At 50.2% G+C, this 22,655-nt stretch carries 18 protein-coding genes; 11 read left to right on the plus strand and 7 right to left on the minus strand.

What is annotated here, in order from left to right; translation table 11 throughout:
- Positions 1-20: 20 nt before the first annotated feature.
- The gene (locus ETV65_RS04570; protein WP_153376299.1) at positions 21-632 is read right to left on the minus strand and encodes a transglycosylase SLT domain-containing protein; all 612 of its coding nucleotides are present in this window, start codon (positions 630-632) and stop codon (positions 21-23) included.
- 346 nt (positions 633-978) lie between these two features.
- On the opposite strand from ETV65_RS04570, the gene ETV65_RS04575 reads away from it, so the two are divergent.
- Positions 979-1,848 (plus strand): fructosamine kinase family protein, encoded by an 870-nt coding sequence (locus ETV65_RS04575; protein WP_129951736.1) that lies wholly within the window; start codon positions 979-981, stop codon positions 1,846-1,848.
- A gap of 105 nt (positions 1,849-1,953) precedes the next feature.
- Here ETV65_RS04575 and ETV65_RS04580 read toward each other — a convergent pair whose 3' ends face one another.
- Positions 1,954-2,502, minus strand: coding sequence for a YniB family protein (locus tag ETV65_RS04580; protein ID WP_129951737.1), 549 nt, complete (start codon positions 2,500-2,502; stop codon positions 1,954-1,956).
- A 182-nt stretch (positions 2,503-2,684) separates the two neighbouring features.
- Between ETV65_RS04580 and hxpB the strand changes: the two genes are divergently transcribed.
- From hxpB to ETV65_RS04605, 5 genes are all read left to right on the plus strand, one after another.
- A complete protein-coding gene (hxpB, locus tag ETV65_RS04585) occupies positions 2,685-3,350 on the plus strand; it encodes a hexitol phosphatase HxpB (RefSeq protein WP_129951738.1) in 666 nt (221 codons plus the stop codon).
- A gap of 305 nt (positions 3,351-3,655) precedes the next feature.
- Positions 3,656-4,492: a 5-dehydro-4-deoxy-D-glucuronate isomerase gene (kduI, locus tag ETV65_RS04590; RefSeq protein WP_129951739.1), complete on the plus strand. Its 837-nt coding sequence runs from the start codon at positions 3,656-3,658 to the stop codon at positions 4,490-4,492.
- 78 nt (positions 4,493-4,570) lie between these two features.
- On the plus strand, positions 4,571-5,332 hold the full coding sequence (gene kduD / locus ETV65_RS04595) for a 2-dehydro-3-deoxy-D-gluconate 5-dehydrogenase KduD (RefSeq protein ID WP_129952134.1): 762 nt from the start codon (positions 4,571-4,573) through the stop codon (positions 5,330-5,332).
- A 152-nt stretch (positions 5,333-5,484) separates the two neighbouring features.
- Positions 5,485-6,042 carry a metal-dependent hydrolase gene (locus tag ETV65_RS04600; RefSeq protein ID WP_129951740.1) on the plus strand — a complete coding sequence of 186 codons (558 nt, stop codon included), beginning with the start codon at positions 5,485-5,487 and terminating at the stop codon, positions 6,040-6,042.
- A gap of 188 nt (positions 6,043-6,230) precedes the next feature.
- Complete coding sequence (locus ETV65_RS04605) at positions 6,231-7,622, plus strand: L-cystine transporter (protein WP_129951741.1); 1,392 nt, start codon at positions 6,231-6,233, stop codon at positions 7,620-7,622.
- A gap of 87 nt (positions 7,623-7,709) precedes the next feature.
- On the opposite strand, the gene kdgR is transcribed toward ETV65_RS04605, so the two are convergent.
- Positions 7,710-8,501 carry a DNA-binding transcriptional regulator KdgR gene (gene kdgR, locus ETV65_RS04610; RefSeq protein ID WP_129951742.1) on the minus strand — a complete coding sequence of 264 codons (792 nt, stop codon included), beginning with the start codon at positions 8,499-8,501 and terminating at the stop codon, positions 7,710-7,712.
- Between the two features lie 239 nt (positions 8,502-8,740).
- On the opposite strand from kdgR, the gene ETV65_RS04615 reads away from it, so the two are divergent.
- Entirely contained in the window at positions 8,741-10,138 is a 1,398-nt protein-coding gene (locus ETV65_RS04615; protein ID WP_129951743.1) for an MFS transporter, read from the plus strand.
- A 55-nt stretch (positions 10,139-10,193) separates the two neighbouring features.
- Here the strand turns inward: ETV65_RS04615 and htpX are convergent, their stop codons facing one another.
- The 4 genes from htpX to ETV65_RS04635 all read right to left on the minus strand — a co-directional run bounded on the left by htpX (position 10,194) and on the right by ETV65_RS04635 (position 14,739).
- Positions 10,194-11,075 (minus strand): protease HtpX, encoded by an 882-nt coding sequence (gene htpX, locus ETV65_RS04620; protein ID WP_129951744.1) that lies wholly within the window; start codon positions 11,073-11,075, stop codon positions 10,194-10,196.
- A 289-nt stretch (positions 11,076-11,364) separates the two neighbouring features.
- A complete protein-coding gene (gene prc / locus ETV65_RS04625; protein WP_129951745.1) occupies positions 11,365-13,437 on the minus strand; it encodes a carboxy terminal-processing peptidase in 2,073 nt (690 codons plus the stop codon).
- 19 nt (positions 13,438-13,456) lie between these two features.
- Positions 13,457-14,146 carry an RNA chaperone ProQ gene (gene proQ / locus ETV65_RS04630; RefSeq protein ID WP_015697850.1) on the minus strand — a complete coding sequence of 230 codons (690 nt, stop codon included), beginning with the start codon at positions 14,144-14,146 and terminating at the stop codon, positions 13,457-13,459.
- 95 nt (positions 14,147-14,241) lie between these two features.
- Positions 14,242-14,739: a GAF domain-containing protein gene (locus ETV65_RS04635; RefSeq protein WP_129951746.1), complete on the minus strand. Its 498-nt coding sequence runs from the start codon at positions 14,737-14,739 to the stop codon at positions 14,242-14,244.
- A 257-nt stretch (positions 14,740-14,996) separates the two neighbouring features.
- Between ETV65_RS04635 and yebS the strand changes: the two genes are divergently transcribed.
- The 4 genes from yebS to ETV65_RS04655 all read left to right on the plus strand — a co-directional run bounded on the left by yebS (position 14,997) and on the right by ETV65_RS04655 (position 22,535).
- Positions 14,997-16,244, plus strand: a complete 1,248-nt coding sequence (gene yebS / locus ETV65_RS04640) for a membrane integrity lipid transport subunit YebS (RefSeq protein ID WP_129951747.1) — start codon at positions 14,997-14,999, stop codon at positions 16,242-16,244.
- Positions 16,213-18,843: a PqiB family protein gene (locus ETV65_RS04645; RefSeq protein WP_129951748.1), complete on the plus strand. Its 2,631-nt coding sequence runs from the start codon at positions 16,213-16,215 to the stop codon at positions 18,841-18,843. Before yebS ends, ETV65_RS04645 begins: the two co-directional genes overlap by 32 nt.
- 84 nt (positions 18,844-18,927) lie before the next feature.
- Entirely contained in the window at positions 18,928-20,445 is a 1,518-nt protein-coding gene (gene rsmF, locus ETV65_RS04650; protein ID WP_129951749.1) for a 16S rRNA (cytosine(1407)-C(5))-methyltransferase RsmF, read from the plus strand.
- A gap of 368 nt (positions 20,446-20,813) precedes the next feature.
- Entirely contained in the window at positions 20,814-22,535 is a 1,722-nt protein-coding gene (locus ETV65_RS04655; protein ID WP_129951750.1) for a diguanylate cyclase, read from the plus strand.
- Positions 22,536-22,655 lie beyond the last annotated feature (120 nt).

The raw sequence follows: 22,655 nt of genomic DNA on the forward strand, positions 1-22,655 counted from the left end.
GCTGGCGGGAAAAACCATGCTTATCGCATAGCCAGATAGGCATTGTTCACTTTCCACAGATAGCGTGGGGCTTGTGGTGCCGGATGTTTTTTCTGCACATGGGCAGAAAACTCTGCGGGCGTCATCAGATTGATTTTCGCAATCGCATACGTTTTATCTTTGTCGAACGTTCTCAGCAATGCCCCTGCTCCGTTCACATAGGCCAGCGTAGTGGCGTAACGGCGGGTTTCAGGGTTATTAATGCCGGCAAGCTGCTGTTGTAAAATGCTTAAATAAGCCGTTCCAAGGTCAATGTTAACCGCCGGATCTTTTAAATCACGCGGCGTGGGCTGACCGTAACGTCCTTTCATCCGGTAGGCATCGCGTCCTGCCGTTGAGGCCTTTAGCTGCATTAACCCAATCGCATTCGATTTGCTGACAACGGTTGGGTTATATCCAGATTCGACCTGAATGATCGCTTTAACGAGTGTTTCGTCGACGCCGTAAGTATTTGCCGCCTGGTGAATAACATCACCATAAGGCCCCGGATGCATTAATGAAGTATCGCGCTGAGGTGGCGGCGATGGATTCAAAAAACGCGTGGTCTGAACCGGTGTTTCTTTAGCGCAACCCGCCAGCAATAGCGCGGCCATCAAATAAAGAATGTTTGGTTTCACGTTATCTCTCTCGCGACTGGGACGAGATGTAGCATATACATCTTCTTCCCACACCTGAATATATTTTTCGTCTATTATTATTATTGCTTTGTTAAACAAGGGGGTTGAGATGATGTCGATAAGACAATTCCGCTTATAAAACCTGTTTCAGGTTACTTATTCCTAAATTAATCGGTTCGCTGATGGCATTTCCTATTTAGCCATCTCAGAAATGACATAAATTGACATCATCATCTGATTCAGCCGTGCGCCGGATCGGGTTTTCGAAGCGAGAAAAACGCTAACTTAATGAATTATCGGGCCAGTCAGAAGGGGTAATACCATGTGGCAAGCCATCAATCGTTTGTTGAGTGAACACTTAGGTAATGCTGAAATCCGCGAACGTGTTGAGCTCCCGGGGGGCGAAATCCACCCTACCTGGCGGCTGAGTTATGGTGACAGGGATGTGTTCGTAAAATGTAATACACGCGAAATGTTGCCTATCTTTGCCGCTGAAGCCGATCAGCTTGCCCTGCTTGCGCGCAGCCAGACCGTCCGGGTACCGGAAGTTTATGGCGTAGGCAGTGATCGTGATTACAGTTTCCTCTTACTCGAATATATCCCGCAAAAACCGCTGGATGCACATAATGCCTATGTTTTAGGTCAGCAACTTGCCACATTGCACCAGTGGAGTGAGCAACTGCAATTCGGTCTGGATTTCGATAATGAACTGGCGACGCTTCCGCAGCCCAACAGCTGGCAACGACGCTGGGCCACCTTCTTTGCTGAACAGCGTATTGGCTGGCAGCTACAACTGGCTGCAGAAAAAGGGATGATGTTTGGCAATATCGAAGATATCACGGCCATGGTTTATGCACGCTTGCAGAATCATCAGCCGCAACCTTCACTTTTACACGGCGATTTATGGCCGCATAACTGTGGTTTATCGGATGATGGTCCGGTGATTTTTGACCCTGCCTGCTACTGGGGAGACCGGGAATGCGATCTGGCTATGCTGCCGTTGTATCCTAATATCCCGCCGCAATTATATGACGGTTATCAAAGTGAAACTCCGCTCCCTGATGACTTCATTTCCAGGCAACCCGTCTACCAGTTATATTACCTGCTTAACCGCAGCAATTTATTCGGTGGTCAGCATCTTGTGGTTGCACAACGCGCCATAGAAAGACTGCTACATGAAGATATCAGTTAGCAAAATTAATCTTTTAGCCCTGAGAAAATAAGGCCTGAACACGTCAGTATTCAGGCCTTATTTATCATGCTTACCGAAAAGCGTTATAAATATGTCGTCAGTATGTCAGGCAATTAATCCTAATAATTTCAAAATGAAATAGCCGATGACAGCGATGATAATTGGCAAAATATACAATGGGAAATACTGCACCAAAATAGTGTGTCGCGGTATCACGATACGCTCTTCGATTTGCGGACGCGTACGTCCTTCAACCCCTTTCGCCTGTTCCAGAATAAGCTGATCCTGAATCCCTTCGCGAATGTGTTTCACCTGACGGGACATTCTCGCGCCGGAAGCCTGAAGTGCCAGACCCACAAAAATCAGCCAGTAGATGACAAAGAACATGACGTTCGCGCTGGTAACACCCTGTCCTAAAGCAGGCACCGGTGAGTTGTACCAAAAGACATTGAGAAACGCCGTATTGAACTTCACCATATCCACCATCACATGGACGAAATCCAGCATGACCGCGTTGATGCCCTGCTCCGTTTTAGTGTGCTCATTGATAAAAGTCAGCAAAGAAATCAGCGTTGAAAGCAGAGCAGGAATAAAGATGATCCATCCCGCTATTCGTTTAATGACTGCCACACGTCCGGCTTGTTGGTACGTCATGAATTCCCCTTGTTAGGATACCTAAAGCAACGGCTAAGTTTACCCATAGAAAGGCTGCTCCGCCCAATGTTTTAATCAGTTAGCATGGCAGTGCCGGAACAACAGCCCTCCGTCTCTGATTTCACCTACATTCCCGCCAATGTTAGAGTGGGTTTCTATTTATTGTAAGGGAGTCCGCTTTCATGGCTTATATCCGCCCTGTTAATGCAGCAATTTTCGATATGGATGGTCTGTTAATTGATTCTGAACGTTTATGGACTCAGGCTGAGCTGGACGTTTTCAGTCGCCTGGGTGTTGATATTTCCCAGCGCCATTTATTGCCGGATACGCTAGGTTTGCGTATCGATCAGGTGGTCAGAATGTGGTATCAGGCGCTTCCATGGCGGGGTCCGGATCAGGAAGAAGTGTGCTCGATGATCATCGCCCGCACGATTGAACTGGTGGAGCAAACCCGGCCGCTGCTGCCTGGCGTAAATCATGCCCTTGAACTTTGCCGTGATCAGGGGCTTAAAATTGGTCTTGCCTCTGCATCACCGCTGTTTATGCTCGATACCGTGCTGGAAATGTTTAATTTACAATCTTTCTTTGAGGTTCGTGTTTCTGCGGAAAAGCTGCCTTACAGCAAACCCCATCCTGAGGTCTATCTGCTGGCTGCGGGAGAATTACAGGTTGATCCCCTGCACTGTGTGACGCTCGAAGACTCTTTTAATGGCATGATCGCCACCAAAGCCGCGCGTATGCGCTCGGTGGTAGTGCCGGACCAGGAATACAGTATGGATCCGCGCTGGGCGCTCGCCGATGTCAAACTTTCTTCCCTCGAACAACTGCATGTGGTGCATATCAGTTAACTTTATACGCAGCCGCACATGCGGCTGCGTAATTTCAGGACTTCCCTCCTGCCTGAATGTCCTCATCCCACATTTCCACTGCGAAATTTTTTAAGCTTCGTTTAATTTCGTAAATCTTGAACTGACTCATAAAATAAATAAAACATCATTTCATTTTTATTGAATTAACATGTCAATCAACCTATGATTTCTGCAACAAGGACGAGCCGGGAGCTCTCCTGCTTCTGTACCCTGTCACTGCCACGCAACGGTCAGACTCGCCCGGTAAGTCCTCCTTAATCTCGTCATCTATGAGAGGCACCCACATGCAAGTTCGTCAAAGTATCCACAGCGACCACGCTAAAACACTTGATACCGCTGAATTACGCCGTGAATTTCTCATTGAGAAAATTTTCGAGAAAAATGCCTACACCATGACCTACAGCCATATTGACCGCATCATTGTCGGGGGCGTCATGCCCGCTGAAAAAACGGTATCCGTGGGTGATGAAGTTGGTAAACAGCTTGGCGTAAGCTATTTTCTTGAGCGTCGCGAACTCGGCGTGATCAATATTGGTGGTCCGGGCCTGATCGTGGTTGATGGCACGACGTATGAAATCGGTCATGAAGAAGCGTTGTATGTCGGCAAAGGGGCACAACGGGTTGAGTTCAGCAGTGTTGATCCGTTAAAACCGGCTAAGTTTTACTACAACAGCGCACCGGCTCATACCACTTTCCCGAACAAAAAAATCACGCTGGCGGAAGCCTCTCCGCAGACCATCGGTGATGCAGCCACCAGTAACCGCCGCACCATCAATAAATTCATCGTGCCTGACGTTCTGGAAACCTGCCAGCTGACCATGGGGCTGACCAAACTGGAAGAAGGCAGCCTGTGGAATACCATGCCTTGCCATACCCATGAACGCCGTATGGAAGTGTATTTCTACTTCAATATGGAAGAAGAGACGGCCGTGTTCCATATGATGGGGCAACCACAGGAAACCCGTCATTTATTAGTGCACAATGAACAGGCCGTTATCTCTCCAAGCTGGTCAATCCACGCCGGTGTGGGCACCAAAAACTATACCTTTATCTGGGGCATGGTCGGTGAAAACCAGGTATTCGACGACATGGATCACGTCAAAGTCAGCGAACTGCGTTAACTCCTCCCCGCTCTGCTTTAACCGGCAGAGCGACTCATCTTTTATGGCGAACGCGCCGTGGCAAAAGAGACTCTGAATATGATCCTCAGTTCATTTGAATTAAGCGGCAAAGTCGCCATCGTCACCGGTTGCAATACCGGGCTGGGCCAGGGCATGGCGCTAGGCCTTGCGCAGGCGGGATGCGATATCGTGGGTATTAACCTGTCAGCACCTGCAGAAACAGAAAAAAAGGTCACCGCGGCAGGTCGCCGATTTCTCGATCTGAGAGCAGACCTGAGCAGCATTCAGGGTATTCCGGAGCTGATTGAGAAGGCTGTCGGAGAATTTGGTCATATCGATATTCTGATCAATAACGCCGGGATTATCCGTCGCGAAGATGCCATCGAATTCAGCGAGAAAAACTGGGATGATGTGATGAATGTGAACAGTAAAACGCTGTTCTTTATGTCTCAGGCAGCCGCGAAACAGTTCATCAAGCAAGGCAACGGCGGCAAGATTATAAATATTGCCTCTATGCTCTCCTATCAGGGTGGAATAAGGGTGCCTTCCTATACGGCGTCAAAAAGCGCCGTAATGGGTCTGACCCGACTGATGGCCAATGAATGGGCGAAGCACAACGTCAATGTGAATGCGATCGCCCCAGGATATATGGCGACCAACAACACGGAACAGTTGCGTGCAGATGAAGAACGCAGCAAAGAAATCCTCGACAGGATCCCCGCCGGACGCTGGGGTCTGCCAGAAGATGTGATGGGGCCGGTCGTCTTTCTGGCGTCAAAAGCATCTGATTACGTTAATGGCTACACGATTGCCGTCGATGGCGGTTGGCTTGCGCGTTAATGGCACCATAAGTGACACCGAAAGGCGTCTGTTTATACGCCTTTCTTGTTTTTTATCAGCTCGTTGACAATTAGTTACAGGGCATCTCTTCCAAGATTGTGACAGTTTCACTTATACTGGATAAAATAACAGTTATCCAGTTCGGACGCGTCATGACGGCGGAAGGCCATCTCATTTTCTCAATAGCCTGTGCAGTATTTGCCAAGAAGGCACAGCTTTCTCCCGAGCTGGCGCATGGTGACTGGTGGCATATCATTCCCGGCTCTTTGCTTACTTGTCTGCTGCCTGATATTGATCACCCCAAATCGGTGCTGGGACAGCGTCTCAAATGGCTGTCAGCCCCCATCGCGCGGGCTTTCGGTCACCGCGGGTTCACTCACAGTTTGCTGGCTGTGGCCGGTGGGATTTTTCTTTTACGTACTCATTTCCCTCACGACTGGGTGATCCCAGCTGACGCTTTCCACGCCATGATTATTGGTTATCTGAGCCATATTCTGGCTGATATGCTGACACCCGCAGGTGTGCCACTGCTCTGGCCTTGTCGGTGGCGTTTCCGGTTACCTTTAATTAACAGTCAGCAAGGGAATCAGCTCGAACGGACACTCTGCCTTATTCTGGTCGGTCTGACCCTTTTCTGGCCAGACTGGACGCCCATCATTGGTGCAATAAATCCGGATTTTTTTAATCACCTGCTGAAATTATTCATCTGAACAGAATGAAACACTGCCAGATTGGCTAAAATCAATACAAATATAACCAAAAAGTTATAACGAATTACTTTTGGATATAAATAGTCAGGCCATCAAACTGTTATTCTGCACCCCAATGCTTTGGGATGGTGCAGTCCTTTCCGGAAACACCCGTTTCATTTATCAAAATTATAAGTTTGGAGTCTGGTATGAATCTTCCGCTCGTTCTTAACGTAGTGGTTTTCGTTGCCCTGCTTTTGCTGCTGGCGCAAACCCGCGACAAGCAATGGAGTCTGGCAAAAAAAGTTTTGCTGGGTCTGGCTATGGGTGTGGTATTTGGCCTGGCTTTACAGCTGATCTACGGTTCCGATGATCCGGTACTGAAAACCTCAATTACCTGGTTCAATGTTGTCGGTAACGGCTACGTCCAGTTGCTGCAAATGATCGTCATGCCGCTGGTGTTTGTCTCTATTCTGAGCGCAGTGGCGAAACTGCATAACGCGTCATCGTTGGGTAAAATCAGTTTACTGACCATCGGCACCCTGCTGTTCACCACGCTTATCGCTTCTCTGGTGGGTATCTTCGTGACCGGCCTGTTCGGTCTCACCGCTGACGGCCTGGTACAGGGCACGCAGGAAACGGCGCGGCTGACGGCAATTCAGACTAATTATGTCGGCAAAGTGGCTGACCTGAGCGTGCCTCAGCTGATTCTTTCCTTTATACCGAAGAACCCGTTTGCTGACCTGACAGGCGCTAGCCCGACATCCATTATCAGCGTCGTGATCTTCGCTGCCTTCGTGGGCGTCGCGGCCCTGCAACTGGTGAAAGATGATGCAGAAAAAGGCCCGCGTGTTCTGGCCTTCATCGATACCCTGCAGGCATGGGTGATGAAGCTGGTGCGTCTGGTTATGAAACTGACCCCGTATGGCGTACTGGCTCTGATGACAAAAGTCGTCGCAGGTTCGAATGTTCAGGATATCATTAAGCTGGGCAGCTTCGTTGTGGCGTCTTATCTGGGGCTGGGCATCATGTTTGTTATTCACGCGGTGCTGCTGTCATTCACCGGTGTTAATCCGGCGAAATTCTTCCGTAAAGTCTGGCCGGTGCTGACTTTTGCTTTCACCAGTCGTTCAAGTGCGGCGACCATCCCGCTGAGCGTTGAAGCGCAGACACGCCGTCTGGGTATCCCTGAATCTATCGCCAGCTTTGCGGCATCTTTCGGGGCAACGATTGGTCAGAACGGTTGTGCTGGTCTGTATCCGACCATGCTGGCTGTGATGGTTGCCCCCACGGTTGGCATCAACCCGTTTGATCCCGTATGGATTGCAACCTTAGTGGGTATCGTTACCCTGAGCTCGGCCGGTGTTGCCGGTGTGGGTGGCGGTGCAACGTTTGCCGCCCTGATCGTATTGCCGGCCATGGGGCTGCCGGTTACACTGGTTGCCCTGTTGATTTCTGTCGAACCCCTGATTGATATGGGGCGTACCGCGCTGAATGTCAGCGGTTCAATGACTGCCGGTACCATCACCAGCCAGTTGCTGAAACAGACAGATAAATCGGTAATGGACTCTGAAGAAACAGCGGAGCTGGCACACCGTTAATTTCAGATTGCTACCAACAAAAAACCGAAGCCAGTGGCTTCGGTTTTTTTATGCCTGAAATAACGCAGTAACTGAGAACACGGTAATTCAGAACGGATAATCGTGAAAACCGATTTGCTCTGAAATATTACGCGCGGCAGTATGCAACATTTCCACATAATGACTTTTGCTTTCTTCTGAGAACCGTATCGTCGGGAAAGAAATACTCAGACCCGCAATGACCACACCAAAGCGATCGAATACAGGCACTGCAATACAACGAAGCCCTTGTTCCTGTTCTTCATTATCTTCACCGAACCCCTGCGCGCGAACCTGATCCAACGCAGTCTGCAAATCGGCAGCATTCATGATGGTATTTTCAGTGCTGCGGGTAAATTCAATCACCTGCAACAGCGCATTAACTTCGGTTTTATCGCCCCACGCCAGCAGCACCTTACCGATTGCCGTGGTGTGCAGCGGATTGCGCCGACCAATGCGTGAATGCATACGCAGGTTGTACATTGAGTCAATTTTATGGATGTAGACAATCCCGTCTTCATCCAGTGCGCCCAGGTGGATGGTTTCGCGGGTCAGACGGGATAATTCGCGCATCTGAATATCAGCGCTGCGGATCAGATCGACGTTTTGCAACGCCCTGGCACCCAGTTCAAATAACTTGAGCGTGAGGGAGTATTTCTCGGACTCCCCCTCCTGTGCAACATACCCCAGAGATTTCATCGTCTGAAGAAAACGGTAAACGGTGCTTTTGGACATCATCACACGCTGAGAAAGTTCAGTGATACCGATCTCACGCTCTTCCCCGAGCGCTTGTAAAATGCCAAAAACTTTCAGGACTGAGGAGACGGAATCGGGTTGCTTATCAAGATCTGCGATAGCCATAGGATATATTACCTGCTCGCGTTGAGATTGTTTCAAAAAAAATAGAACGTGGTTTTTATTATAATGGCAAGCCTCGCTGAGAAGCAATCAACCCATTGATCAAGAATGTAAGAACTGTTAAGCCAGTTTCATTCCCGACAGACAGATAAAAAATTCATTACCTCATGTGACAATTGTCACTTTACGTTAATTAGCGTAGTAATATTCCCCTCTATGATGACTACGCACTGACAGGCCTCATGACTCCTTCACCTGCTGACGGATTACCCGTCCCACAACGATATGGTGCTATTCTGACCATTGCGCTCGGTATTACCGTTTCTGTACTCGATGGTGCTATCGCTAACGTTGCGCTGCCCACTATCGCTAATGATTTCCATGCCAGCCCGGCAACCTCTATCTGGGTGGTTAACGCCTATCAGCTGGCGATCACGATTTCCCTGCTTTCGCTGGCTTCGCTCGGTGATATCTTCGGCTACCGCCGTATCTACCAGACGGGATTGCTGGTATTTAGCATCACCTCGCTCTTTTGCGCCTTATCGGATTCATTGATGACACTGACTGTCGCCCGCGTGTTACAAGGTTTCGGGGCGGCAGCAATCATGAGTGTGAATACCGCGCTGATACGAATTATTTATCCGCAGCGCTTCTTAGGGCGTGGCGTCGGGATTAATGCGCTTATCGTCGCCGTCTCAGCGGCGGCGGGGCCAACGATTGCCGCCGGTATTCTGTCGGTGGCCTCCTGGCAATGGCTGTTCGCTATCAACGTTCCGATTGGTATCGTTGCGCTGCTCCTCGGGTTGAAGTTTTTACCGGCCAATGCGACACGAAGTCAGGGGCAGCGTTTTGATATCATCAGCAGCGTGATGAATGCCCTGACCTTCGGGCTGCTCATCAGTGCCATCAGTGGTTTTGCACAAGGCCAGAACCACACGCTGATCCTGGGGGAAGTCATGGCCCTCCTGATCATCGGCTGGTTCTTTGTACGCAGACAGCTTTCGCAGCCGTTCCCGCTGTTGCCGATCGATTTATTGCGTATTCCTATTTTCAGCATGTCACTGGGTACTTCGCTGTGTTCTTTCAGTGCCCAGATGCTGGCTTTCGTTTCTTTGCCCTTCTTCCTGCAAAATACACTCGGCTTGAATTCCGTAGAAACGGGTCTTCTGCTCACCCCTTGGCCGCTGGCGACGATGGTGATGGCACCGATTGCCGGGCGTCTGGTTGAACGTTTTCATCCGGGAATGCTGGGGGGAATCGGGTTGGTCGTGTTCTCATTCGGGCTCTTTTCGCTGTCATTGCTGCCACCAGAGCCTTCTCATCTGAACATCATCTGGCGCATGTTGCTCTGTGGGGCCGGTTTTGGTTTATTCCAGTCCCCCAACAACCATACGATCATCACGGCTGCACCGCGAAATCGCAGTGGCGGAGCAAGCGGACTGTTGGGAACCGCGCGTCTTTTGGGTCAGACAACTGGCGCGGCGATGGTTGCCCTCATGTTTAACCTGTTCCCGCAACATGGCACCCACGCATCGCTGATACTTGCGGGGACGCTGGCCGGAACCGGCGCGCTGGTCAGCTTGCTAAGGATGACGCAGAAAACCAGCAGCCAGAAAGAGGCGGATAACCTGAAATCCTGACATAAAAAAACCCGGCAACTTGCCGGGTTTTTTATCAGTAATGACCAAAGGCTGGTTACTTGATATATGCACCGCTGCGCAGCGCTTCGATACGTTTATCCAGCGGCGGGTGAGACATAAACAGCTCACTGAATGATTTGGATTTACCGTTGATACAAAATGCCATCATGCTGCCCGCTTCCTGTGGTTCGTGACTGGTTTTCAGGCGCTGCAACGCAGCAATCATTTTCTCACGGCCTACCAGTTTTGCAGAACCCGCATCCGCATGGAATTCACGGTGACGCGAGAACCACATCGTAATCATGCTGGCCAAAATACCAAAGACCAGCTCCAGCACGGTCGCCACGGCAAAATAAATTAACGGGTTGCCGTTGCTGCTCTCTTCGCCATCCCGGTTGCCGGAAAGGAATCCGGAAGCCACCTGTGCGATAATACGTGAAATAAAGATCACAAAGGTATTCACGATCCCCTGAATCAAGGTCATGGTCACCATGTCGCCGTTAGCAATGTGGCTGATTTCATGGGCAATAACCGCCTCGGCTTCGTCCTGACTCATGCTTTGCAGCAGTCCGGTACTCACGGCCACCAGAGAGGCATCACGGCGCGCCCCAGTTGCGAACGCATTAATATCGGGCGCGTGATAAATCGCCACCTGTGGCATCGCAATGCCCGCCTGATGAGACTGACGGCGTACTGTTTCCATCAGCCAGCGCTCAGTTTCATTACGAGGCTGTTCAATAACTTCCCCGCCCACAGAGCGTAACGCCATCCATTTCGACATCAGCAATGAGACAATTGCACCCCCGAAGCCAAACAGCCCGGCCATGATCATCAACCCCGGCACGCTGCTGTGCTGAATGCCAGTCAGGCTGAGCACCAGCCCGAATACCAGCATAACGGCCAGGTTAGTCAGCAGGAACAACGCTATACGCATCATAAAATTTCACTTCCTCATTGTTACTTCATTGTTATTAGCGAGTCATACCGCCGGCACATAGCACCCGGCTGTACTGATCCTATGGGCTTCTTATCAGGATTCAAGAGCCCGCGCGTTCTGAAGACCTGAATTCACAATACTTTACATTTTGAAGCGTTTTATTCACAGAGTGACCTGAAATATCAACATTTTTCCGTATCACTCTGCGGGATACTTTCGAAGCTTCATACAAAACACACGCATAAAAAAAGCGCACCGGAGTGCGCTTTCAGTATGGCTTTCACAACCGTTATTTCGCCGGTGCCTGATCAGCCTGAGACTTTTCCAGATTACCGAGATCAACAGCAATATGGTCAGCTTCATCGAGGTAAGGATCCGGAGCAACATAATCTTTCGGCAAATCGTCGAGAGATTTCAGCGGCTTCTTCCCTTCACGCTTGAAGCGTTCATTCAGACGACTCAGACGCAGTGCATCATCCTCTTTATCTTCTTTATCACGCTGTGCGTAATTCAGAGAGGCAATGTTACGTTTGTCTTTCAGCGCCTTGTAATGGGCAATGTCTTGCTGGATGTACTGGAACTCAGGATTTTGCGCAATACGGGCTTCATGATCTTTCAACAATTCAGGCAGGAACGGCTTCATGTCGCCTAATTTGGTGTAAGTCGCCGCATTAATGCTATCCCACGGAAGTGCGTTATCTTCGAACTTCTCGCCGGTTTCAATCGATTCAATACCGGTTGGCATCAGGATATCCGGGGTAACCCCTTTACGCTGAGTACTGCCGCCATTGATGCGATAGAACTTCTGGATAGTATATTGCACAGAACCGAGCGCAGGCCATTCAGGTCGCAGCATCTGATCGTAAATACGGTTCAGCGAACGGTACTGCTGAACCGTACCTTTACCAAAGGTCGGTTCACCGACAATCAGCGCACGGCCATAATCCTGCATAGCGGCCGCGAAGATCTCTGATGCCGAAGCACTGAAGCGATCAACCAGAACCACCAGCGGACCTTTGTAGTAAACGACGCCATCGGTATCGCTGTCCTGCCGGATGCGGCCATTATTGTCACGCACCTGAACGACCGGCCCACTTGGAATAAACAGACCCGACAGCGAAACTGCTTCCGTCAGGGCGCCACCACCGTTGGTACGCAGATCGATAACTAAGCTGTTAACGTTCTGCTTAGCCATTTTTTGCAACTGAACTTTGACATCATCCGTCAGGCCCACATAGAAGCCAGGAATGTCCATCACAGCGACTTTTTGGGCGCCAACATTCTTGATGGTCATTTTGACGGCGCGATCTTCGAGACGAATTTTCTCGCGGGTCAGCGTAATCACATGGTTCTTGGCATTTTTACCCGCAGGCAAGATTTGCAGACGGACTTTGCTGCCTTTGGGGCCTTTGATCAACGCGACCACATCATCAAGACGCCATCCGATGACATCCACGATTGGAGTCTGTTTGCCTGCCTGAACCTGCCCGACACCCACGATACGATCACCAACCGCAATGGCTTTACTTTTGGCCGCCGGGCCACCAGCAACCATAGAATTGATGACGGTATAATCGTCGTCACCTTGCAAGACGGCACCAATACCTTCCAGAGACAAACTCATTTCGGTATTAAACTGCTCGGTGCTGCGCGGAGACAGATAGTTAGTGTGCGGGTCAATTTCATGCGCAAAGGCATTCATAATCAACTGGAAAACATCTTCGCTGTTACTTTGCGTCAGGCGTTTCATCGCAAAATGATAACGCTTGGACAACACATCACGAATTTCCTGATCGTTCTTGCCGGTCAGTTTGAGGTTCAGCTCGTCATATTTGACTTTTGCATCCCACAATTTGTCCAGCTCAGCACGATCTTTCGGCCACGGTGATTTACTGCGATCAAGTTCAATCGTGTCATTGCCGGTGAAATCCATCGGACGCTCAAGCACTTTTAATGCGTAGTCATAGCGTTCGAAGCGGCGTTTTTGAGCCAGATTGAATAAAGCATATGGCGTGGTTAACTGACCGGATTTCAGTTCCTCACCCAAGGTGGCACGTTTATCAGTAAATTGTGCGACATCGGAAGCCATTAATACGTTATGGCCATAATCGAGCATGTTGAGGTAGCGGTCGAAGATTTTCGCTGAGAAATCTGCATTAAGGTCGAACTGACGATAATGTGAACGGGTAAAACGAGCAGTAACACGCTCGCTCACCGTTGCATCCTGCGGATCCTGCGTTAAATTAGGAAGTTGAGCGAGAGTTACCGGTGTACTCTCGTTCGCTGCAAAGCTGGTATTCACCAGCCCTGCACTTGCCATTAACAGACCCGCGATAACGCTTAATCTGACAAATTTGTTCATGCCTGAGTTGGCCTCCGTATCAGAACTGCAAATGTTCTGCGCGTACAATCATCGCCAGACCCGAAGAGAGTTGAACGCGGACACCGTCTTTGGCAATTTCCAATACGGTGGCATCCATAGCACTCTTACCTGCTCTGACTTTGATTTCCTGGCCAATTTGCAGTTTTGAAATGTCTGTTACTGGCACCTGACGCGGTTCACGTTTTTCCTCACGCGGTGGGCGAGGTGTACGTGGTTTGCGATTTTCCTGACCAGCCACAGCTGCGGGCGCATTTTCACGACGCGGCGCAGGTTTTTTAGCGGCCGGACGTGGACGACGTGGCTCAGTGGTTTCACCGGCTTCACGACGTTTAGCCTGTTGTTCTGCACGTTGTGCCTGAACACGGGCTTTCGCTTCTTCCAACTGTTTACGGGCATGTTCTACGTGCTGCTCTTCAAGAACGCCACATGAGTTACCATCAAGGTCAACACGTTCCGCACCAACTTTAACGCCGTACAGATAACGCCAACTTGAGGTATACAGACGCAGAGCAGAGCGCAACTGAGTTTTGCTCAGATTCTCTTCACCTTGCACGCGTTCGACCAAATCCGCAAAAATACCAATCTTTAACGGGCGTGCTTCGCCTTCGGCGGTAAAACAAAGCGGGAACCGCTCAGCCAAAAAGGCGATGACTTCTTTACTACTGTTCAACTTAGGTTGATTTTCCATGAAATTTCCTGATTACAACGGGTTTGCCAACCGGCGCAGGCATGAACAGGCGACATTATAATGACGCCATTATTAAATGCCACGTTATCCGACGATCAACTTACAATCAGATTGACATATTTTTCAGCATCGCAGTTTTCGAGATGCTGGCAAAGCCCGCTGACTAACTCTGTCAGCCCCTGTTCATCCGCTTCATCGAAGCGCTGATAAACGGTGCTATCAATGTCTAATACGCCGATCACTGTGCCATTAACGGTCACTGGCAGAACAATTTCGGCATTACTTGCTGCGTCACAGGCGATATGGCCGGGGAAGGCATGAACATCCCCCACACGCTGTACGGCATTTTCCGCGACTGCGGTACCGCAGACACCTTTTCCTACCGGAATACGCACACAGGCAATTTTACCCTGGAATGGCCCGAGCACCAGTGTTGTACCGTCCAGCAGATAAAAACCTACCCAGTTGACGCCATCAAGACGCTCAAAAAGTAAGGCGCTTGCGTTCGACAGAGTCGCAATAAAATTGTTTTCTCCGGCGATCAAGGCGTTCAAATCACGTTTTAATTCCGTGTAGAATGCTTCTTTATTCATGTAGTAACCAATAATAACCTAAGGGCACTGAGCCGTTCTGTTGTGCTTAACCTCTATAAAATAAGCATTAAATGCCCATATGAACAAGGTTAATCCTGTGTGACATCAAAAAGACTCACCTACAATAACTGTTTGCCGACCGCATAATACGTTATTTTGTCAAAAAAACCTGGCTGATCTTGGCGTGATGGCCTCGCCTGCCCCCCTTTGGGGATGCGTAATTGTAACAACAGGTATTCTTTACTATTCCAGGTACTATGAAAATACACACAATATCAGCCCAGTTACCGCATGTTCGCTACCAGCGTTGCCATGAATGTGATTACCTTTTCTCGCTCCCGGCGTTGAAGCGGACGCAAACGGCACATTGTCCGCGTTGTAATGCCAAGGTAGAGAAAGGCAAAGTCTGTTCCCTCCCCAGGCTGATCACTATGGCCATCAGCATTTTGTTGCTGATGCCTTTCGCCTACACCGAACCGCTGATCAGCATTCGCCTGCTCGGCACGCGCATTGATGCCAGCCTGCTCGAAGGCATCTGGCAAATGTCGCGCCAGGGCGATCCGGTTACGGCAAGCATGGTGGCGTTTTGCACCATCGGAGCGCCGCTTACCCTGGCGATTTCTATACTTTATCTGCATTTTGGCCGTAAGCTGGGAATGAATCTCAAGCCCGTATTGCTGATGCTGGATCGCCTGAAAGACTGGGTCATGCTCGATATTTATCTGATTGGGATGGCCGTCGCCAGTATCAAGGTCAAGGAATATGCGGATATCAACGCCGGCATTGCGCTTACTGCGTACCTGATGATGACCGTGATGGTCACGCTGACAATGATTAATCTGAATATTGAGCAGTTGTGGGAGGAGTTTTATCCGCAGCGCAGGCCGAAAGGCGTGCCGTCTTCACTGCGCTTGTGCCTTGCCTGCAAATTCACGGGATTACCGGACGAACGCGGGCGCTGTCCTCGCTGTCACGTGCCCATGCGTCTACGCTACAAACACAGTTTGCAAAAAACCTGGGCGGCGCTGATGGCGGCAATGATATTTTTAATCCCGGCCAATTTGTTACCCATCTCCATCATTTATGCCAACGGGCAGCAACTGAAAGACACTATTTTCTCTGGCGTCGTTTCGCTGGCCACCTCAGGGAACATACCGATTGCCGCGATTGTGTTTATCGCCAGCGTACTGGTGCCTTTTACCAAAGTGATTGTGATGCTGACGCTGTTACTCAGTATCCATTTTAAAGCGATTCAGGGATTGAAAACGCGTATCCGCTTACTGCGACTGGTCACCTGGATAGGACGCTGGTCGATGCTGGATTTGTTTGTTATTGCCTTAATGATGTCGCTGGTAAACCGTGACCAGCTTTTGTCTTTTACAATGGGACCGGCTGCCTTCTACTTTGGCTCTGCCGTAATACTGACCATTCTTGCCGTTGAATGGCTTGATAGCCGCTTGATTTGGGATGCACATGCAACAGGAAACGCCGAATACTCCGACTGAAGCACGGATAAAACACAGGCGCCGGATTTCGCCTTTCTGGCTTCTGCCGTTTATTGCTTTACTGATCGCCGGATGGCTGATTTACAGCAACTATCAGGAGAGTGGGAATACTGTTACGATCGATTTCCAGTCGGCAGCGGGTATCGTTGCGGGCCGTACTCCTGTGCGTTATCAGGGGGTTGAGGTTGGGACAGTAGAATCCATCAGCCTGACTAAAGATCTGCGTACCATTCAGGTAAAAGTCAGTATCAAAAGCGATTTATCTGACGCCCTGCGTGAAGGCACACAGTTCTGGCTGGTTACTCCGAAAGCATCACTGGCCGGGGTTTCCGGGCTTGATGCGCTGGTGGGCGGTAATTATATCGGCATGATGCCGGGACCAGGTAAAGAAAAAGATCATTTCGTTGCCCTCGATACTCAGCCTAAATTCCGCCTGAATACCGGTGAACTGATGATTCATTTGCATTCGAAAGATCTGGGCTCACTCAGCACCGGTTCGCTGGTGTATTACCGCAAAATTCCTATCGGGAAAGTTTACGATTACGACATTGAAAGTGGTAATGACGGCGTCACCATTGATTTGCTGATCGACAAGCGTTTTGCCGGTCTGGTGAAAGACAACACGCGCTTTTGGAACGTATCCGGCTTTAAAGGCGACTTCAGCCTGAGCGGCGCGAAAGTGCAAATGGAAAGCCTGGCCGCACTGGTTAACGGTGCCATTGCAATGGATTCGCCAAATGAAGGTAATCCGGCCAAAGCAGATCAGTCTTACGTGTTATATCCGGATCTGGCGCAGAGCCAGCGCGGGGTTGAGATTAATCTCGATTTACCAAACGGTAACGGCTTGTCAGAAGGACAGACACCGCTGATGTATCAGGGGTTGCAGGTCGGTACGCTGACCAATGTGACGTTGCAGCCAGACAATAAGGTTGTCGGTAAACTGACTGTCGACCCTTCGGTAGTCGATCTGATGCGCACGGGTACACGTATCGAAATGAACAGCCCGAAAATTAGTTTGAACAACGCTAATCTCAGCCAGCTGCTGACGGGGAATACCCTGGAATTGATCCCAGGCGATGGCGAACCGCAAAAGCATTTCGTGGTGCTTGACAGTAACCAGCGTCTGCTCCAGAACCCCGGCACTGTCAAGATTCAGCTGATTGCGCCGCAAAGCTATGGGATTGATGCGGGGCAGCCGATCAAACTTTATGGTATCAACGTCGGTTCCGTCATCGACCGCACGCTGACTGACGAAGGTATTCTGTTCAATGCCGCGATCAAGCCGGAATATAAAAACCTCCTGCATAAAGACAGCAAATTTGTGGTCAACAGCCGCCTGGATGTGAAGCTGGGTATTGATGGCATGGAAGTGCTGGGCGCCAGCGCGCAGGAATGGGTCGACGGGGGTATCCGCCTTATTCCTGGAAGCAAAGGGGAGCCCGCGCCCAAATACCCGCTTTACAGCAACGCAGAAAAGGCCGCTGAAGGTATTCAGGGCGATCAGCCTGGCGCCACGCTGACATTGACGGCAAAAAACCTGCCAGATATCCAGGCAGGATCGGTGGTGCTTTACCGTAAGTTTCAGGTCGGGCAAATTGTAAATGTACGCCCGAAAGCGAACGAATTTGAAGTCGATGTGTATATTCAGCCGCAATACCGGAACCTTCTGTCAGAAAAAAGTATTTTCTGGGCTGAAGGCGGTGCGAAAGTACAACTCAATGGCAGCGGTCTGACCGTTCAGGCCTCGCCATTAGATCGTGCGCTAAAAGGCGCCATCAGCTTTGATAATCTTGAAGGTGTCTCCACCAGCAAAGGGGTGAAACGGGTTCTGTATGATTCCGAAACTTCTGCCCGCGCCGTTGGCAGTCAGATAACGCTGAACACTTATGATGCCAGTAAGCTTTCCGCTGGCATGCCAATCCGCTATCTGGGCATTACGATTGGTCAGGTCGAATCACTGAAACTCGATCCGCAGCTTAATCAGGTTTCGGCCAAAGCTGTGCTGTATCCGGAATATGTGAATGATTTTGCCCGTCGCGGTTCACGCTTCTCGATTGTTTCGCCGGAGATCTCGGCTGGCGGTGTCAGCAATCTGGAAACCCTGCTCCAGCCTTACATCAACGTTGAAGCAGGCAAAGGGGTTCCGGCGCGCAATTTTGACCTGCAGGAATCCACCATCACAGACTCCCGTTACACCGACGGTCTCGGCATTGTTGTTGACGCTGCTGAAGTCGGCTCATTGCAAATCGGTACGCCGGTGTTGTTCCGGGGTATCGAAGTGGGAACTGTCTCAGGCTTCTACCTTGGCGCGATGGCTGACCGGGTCAACGTGACGCTGAGAATCAGCAAAAAATACCAGTATCTGGTGCGTGAAAACTCCGTTTTCTGGCTGGCATCGGGTTATGACTTGCAGTTCGGTCTGACTGGCGGCGTCTTTAAAAGCGGCACATTCCAACAGTTTATCCGCGGCGGCATCGCTTTTGCGACCCCGCCGACAACGCCGCTGTCGCCGAAAGCCGCCAATGGCAACCATTTCCTGCTCAATCCGGAAGCGCCGAAAGACTGGCAGAAATGGGGTACCGCCATTCCTAAAAACTAACCAATATGATTTTCACCGGAGGCCACCTCAGGGTGGCCTTTTCCTTTCCGGACTATGACTCAAGCCCTCCCCCCAAAGCGAAATATGCTAAACTCCGCGGCTGAAAACTTATTCAGCTCTGGAACCGCATTCTTGTCAAAGCTCACCACTGCCAGCACTTTTGCTGATAAATTACCCGCCGCTTTTTTGGAAGCTACCCGTGCCATCATGCCTGCCAGCCTGAGCATGGAGGATTTCATCGCCGCCTGCCAGCGCCCTCTTCGCCCCAGTGTGCGGGTCAACACCCTCAAAATCAGCGTGGAAGACTTTCTTACACTCGCCGGCAGTTATCAGTGGGATTTAGAGCCTGTGCCCTGGTGCGCCGAAGGTTTTTGGATCAACCGCCATGCGCTCGATGAATCGCGCTTAGGCAATGCCTTATCGCATCTTGCAGGATTGTTCTACATTCAGGAAGCCAGCTCTATGCTGCCGGTCACCGCGTTGTTTTCGCATGATACTCAGCCAGCTTTGGTGATGGATATCGCCGCCGCACCGGGTTCAAAAACGACCCAGATAGCGGCGCTGATGGAAAATCAGGGGGGCATCGTTGCCAATGAATATTCCGCAAGTCGGGTAAAAGTTTTACATGCCAATATCAGCCGCTGTGGTGTCAGCAACACGGCACTGACACACTTTGACGGGCGTGTATTTGGTGCCGCATTGCCGGAAACTTTCGATGCGATTCTGCTGGATGCCCCCTGCTCCGGCGAAGGGGTTATCCGTAAAGATCCTGATGCCATGAGCAACTGGTCTGAAAACAGCGTTTCAGAAATTGCCGCCACGCAGCGTGAACTGATCGACAGTGCCTTTCATGCGCTGAAACCAGGTGGTGTACTGGTTTATTCAACCTGCACCCTCAACGCACAGGAAAATCAACAGGTCTGCCAGTGGCTGCTCGATACGTACGCTCATGCGGTGGAAAGTGAGTCGCTGGCCGATTTATTCGCAGGTGCGCAGAAAGCGGTAACGCCGGAAGGTTATTTGCACGTATTCCCTCAGGTTTATGACAGTGAAGGTTTCTTCGTCGCGCGTTTTCGTAAAACGGACTCTGTACCGCGCTTGCCTGTTCCGGGGTATAAAGTAGGCCGTTTTCCTTTCTCTCCGCTTTCCCGTCTGGACAGCGCGGAAATTATCAAAGCCGCCGCTCAGTCCGGGCTTTCATGGCCGGAAAAACAATACACTTTGTGGCAGCGTGACAAAGAGATCTGGATGTTCCCGGCGGTATTGGAACCCCTGTTTGGCAAGGTGCGCTTCTCGCGTATTGGTATCCGGCTGGCAGAACGCTTTCCAAAAGGCTTCCGCTGGCAGCACGAAGCCGTGGTGGCATTCAGCTATACTGATGCTAAAAACCGTTTTGACATTGACGATGAACTGGCGCAAAGCTGGTTCCGCGGCGTCGATATTTATCCGGAAACTCCTCCTCCGGCTGATGAATGTCTGGTGACATGGCTCGGTCAGCCGTTGGGATTAGCAAAGCGGATCGGCAGCAGGATTAAAAATAGTTTGCCGCGTGAACTGGTCAGGGATGGCGCGATCCGACCACAGATTTTATCGGATGATTAATTAATCCGACACTTTTGCAAACTTCTGTGCCATCAAATCATCCTGATGGCGCAGAATACTCTATCTGATCACTATTCGTAGCGATAAAAATTCATCCCGGTAAGTTTTGGTGAATTCTGTTCATCGTAGTCTTTAGATGAAATCCGGATGACAAAGTGTATAGAACCCTTACTTAGTCAAAATTTTATGCTGTATATAGTCGATAATTATTTATATTATCCAGAAAGGTTTATTGAATTATAAGTAGGAATAATCCTACCGTGACATGTATTATTGCCATCAAGATAACATTGCTAGTGATATATCATTTTCAGATATAAACCTTAATGCCTGATGTTGAGTAAAGACCTGCCAGTCGGAGAAGTGTCATGTCGGATGAAATGAAACTCGAATCAGCAGATGGACTGCTATTACAGCAAATGGCCAGCCTGCGGGATATCATCGATAACAATTCTGACTGGATCTGGGAAGTCGATACGCAGGGGCGTTATGTTTTTTCTTCGAATAAATGCATCGAGTTTCTGGGAGTTCCGCCTGAAAAGGTATTAGGAAAAACGCCGTTTGACTTCATGCCACCCGATGAAGCCAAACGGGTCGGCGAGCAGTTTGCCGCTATCGTCGAACGGCGCGCACCTTTCGGTGGTTTGCTAAACCGCAACATCCGCCCTGACGGTACGGAAGTCATTCTTGAAACCAGCGGTGTTCCGCTGTTTGACAATGAAGGTAATTTCCGGGGTTATCGGGGGATCGACCGCAATCTCACCAGCCTTGATCAGGCTCCTGGTCAGCGCCTCTTCCAACTTGAAACCATTTATTCCAATGCACCGGTCGGTTTGTGTTTTATTGACCTGCAAATGCGCTATGTCACCGTAAACGATGCCATGGCGAATATTATCGGTTTGCAACCATACGAAGCGATTGGCCGTAAAGTTGGCGTGTTCCTGCCCGGCCTTTCTCCGTTGCTCAATAACGCACTGGAACTTGCGCAGCGCAATGAAACCACGCCGGACCGCGAATTCTCCATCCCCGGTAAGAATCAAGTTTTCTTTGTCCGTATCAAAGCGGCCTGTGATACACAAAATCAGCTTAATGGCCTTTCCGTCGCGATGACGGACATTACCAGCCTTAAACGGATGGAACGGGCACTGCGCGAAAGCCAGGAGCATTACCGCAATATGGTTGAGCTGAACCCGCAAATCCCGTGGACAGCAGATCCGCGCGGCCTGCTTAACGACGTCAGCTCGCGCTTCCAGCGGATCACCGGCATGACGCGCCAGGATATTCTGGCAGATAAGTGGATCCAGAGTATGCATATAGAAGACCGCCGTGCTGCTGTACAAACCTGGGAACATTGCCTGAAAACAGGCGCACCACTGGATATTGAAGTTCGCTTCTGCCACGTTGACCGCGGCTGGAACTGGATGCGTATTCGTGCGGCAGCGAGTTATGCCTCCGACGGATCTATTCAGCGCTGGTACGGTACCGCTGAAGACGTTCATGAACGTAAATTGCTTGAACTGAAACTGGTCAAAGCTAACCGCCGTCTGGAAATTCAGGCGCGCACAGACTCACTGACCAAATTACCGAACCGGCGTGAGTTTAAAAAAGTGCTCAGCCACGAATATATGCGTGCCAAGCGTAACCGCACGCCGCTGACCGTGGTGATGATAGATATCGATTACTTTAAACATTTTAACGACCACTACGGACATCTTTCCGGTGATGCCTGCCTGCGCCTGGTAGCCCGTACCTTGCGAAAATCACTCAAACGCAGTACCGATGTCGTGACACGTTTTGGCGGCGAAGAATTTGCCGCGATCTTGCCGGATACTGATTTGAAAGGTGCGTGGATTGTGGCACAGCACATTATGGAATCAATTGAAGCACTGGGTATCAAGCACAGCTTCAGCGAATTTAACCGCGTGACCATTAGCCAGGGAATTGCGACTTATATGCCAGATCAGGATCCGGACATTGAGGATCAGTCGGATATTGTGAGCGCCGCTGATGAAGCTTTGTATCTGTCAAAGAACAATGGTCGCAACCAGATTAACGCCATGCCCGTCTCCGTCAGGTTTAATCAACTTTAATCTTTTGTGCAGCCGTGCGCTATTTGCCGTGCGGCTGTTTTATCTTCCCCTCCTCTTTCTTTTGGCTGTTTTCTGCTTCGTTAAAAATTCGGCTGGCACTTTTTGTGCTGTCAGCTATCC

The sequence above is a fragment of the Rahnella sp. RFA10(1/100) genome, from assembly GCF_004195115.1.
Lineage (GTDB): Bacteria > Pseudomonadota > Gammaproteobacteria > Enterobacterales > Enterobacteriaceae > Rahnella > Rahnella perminowiae.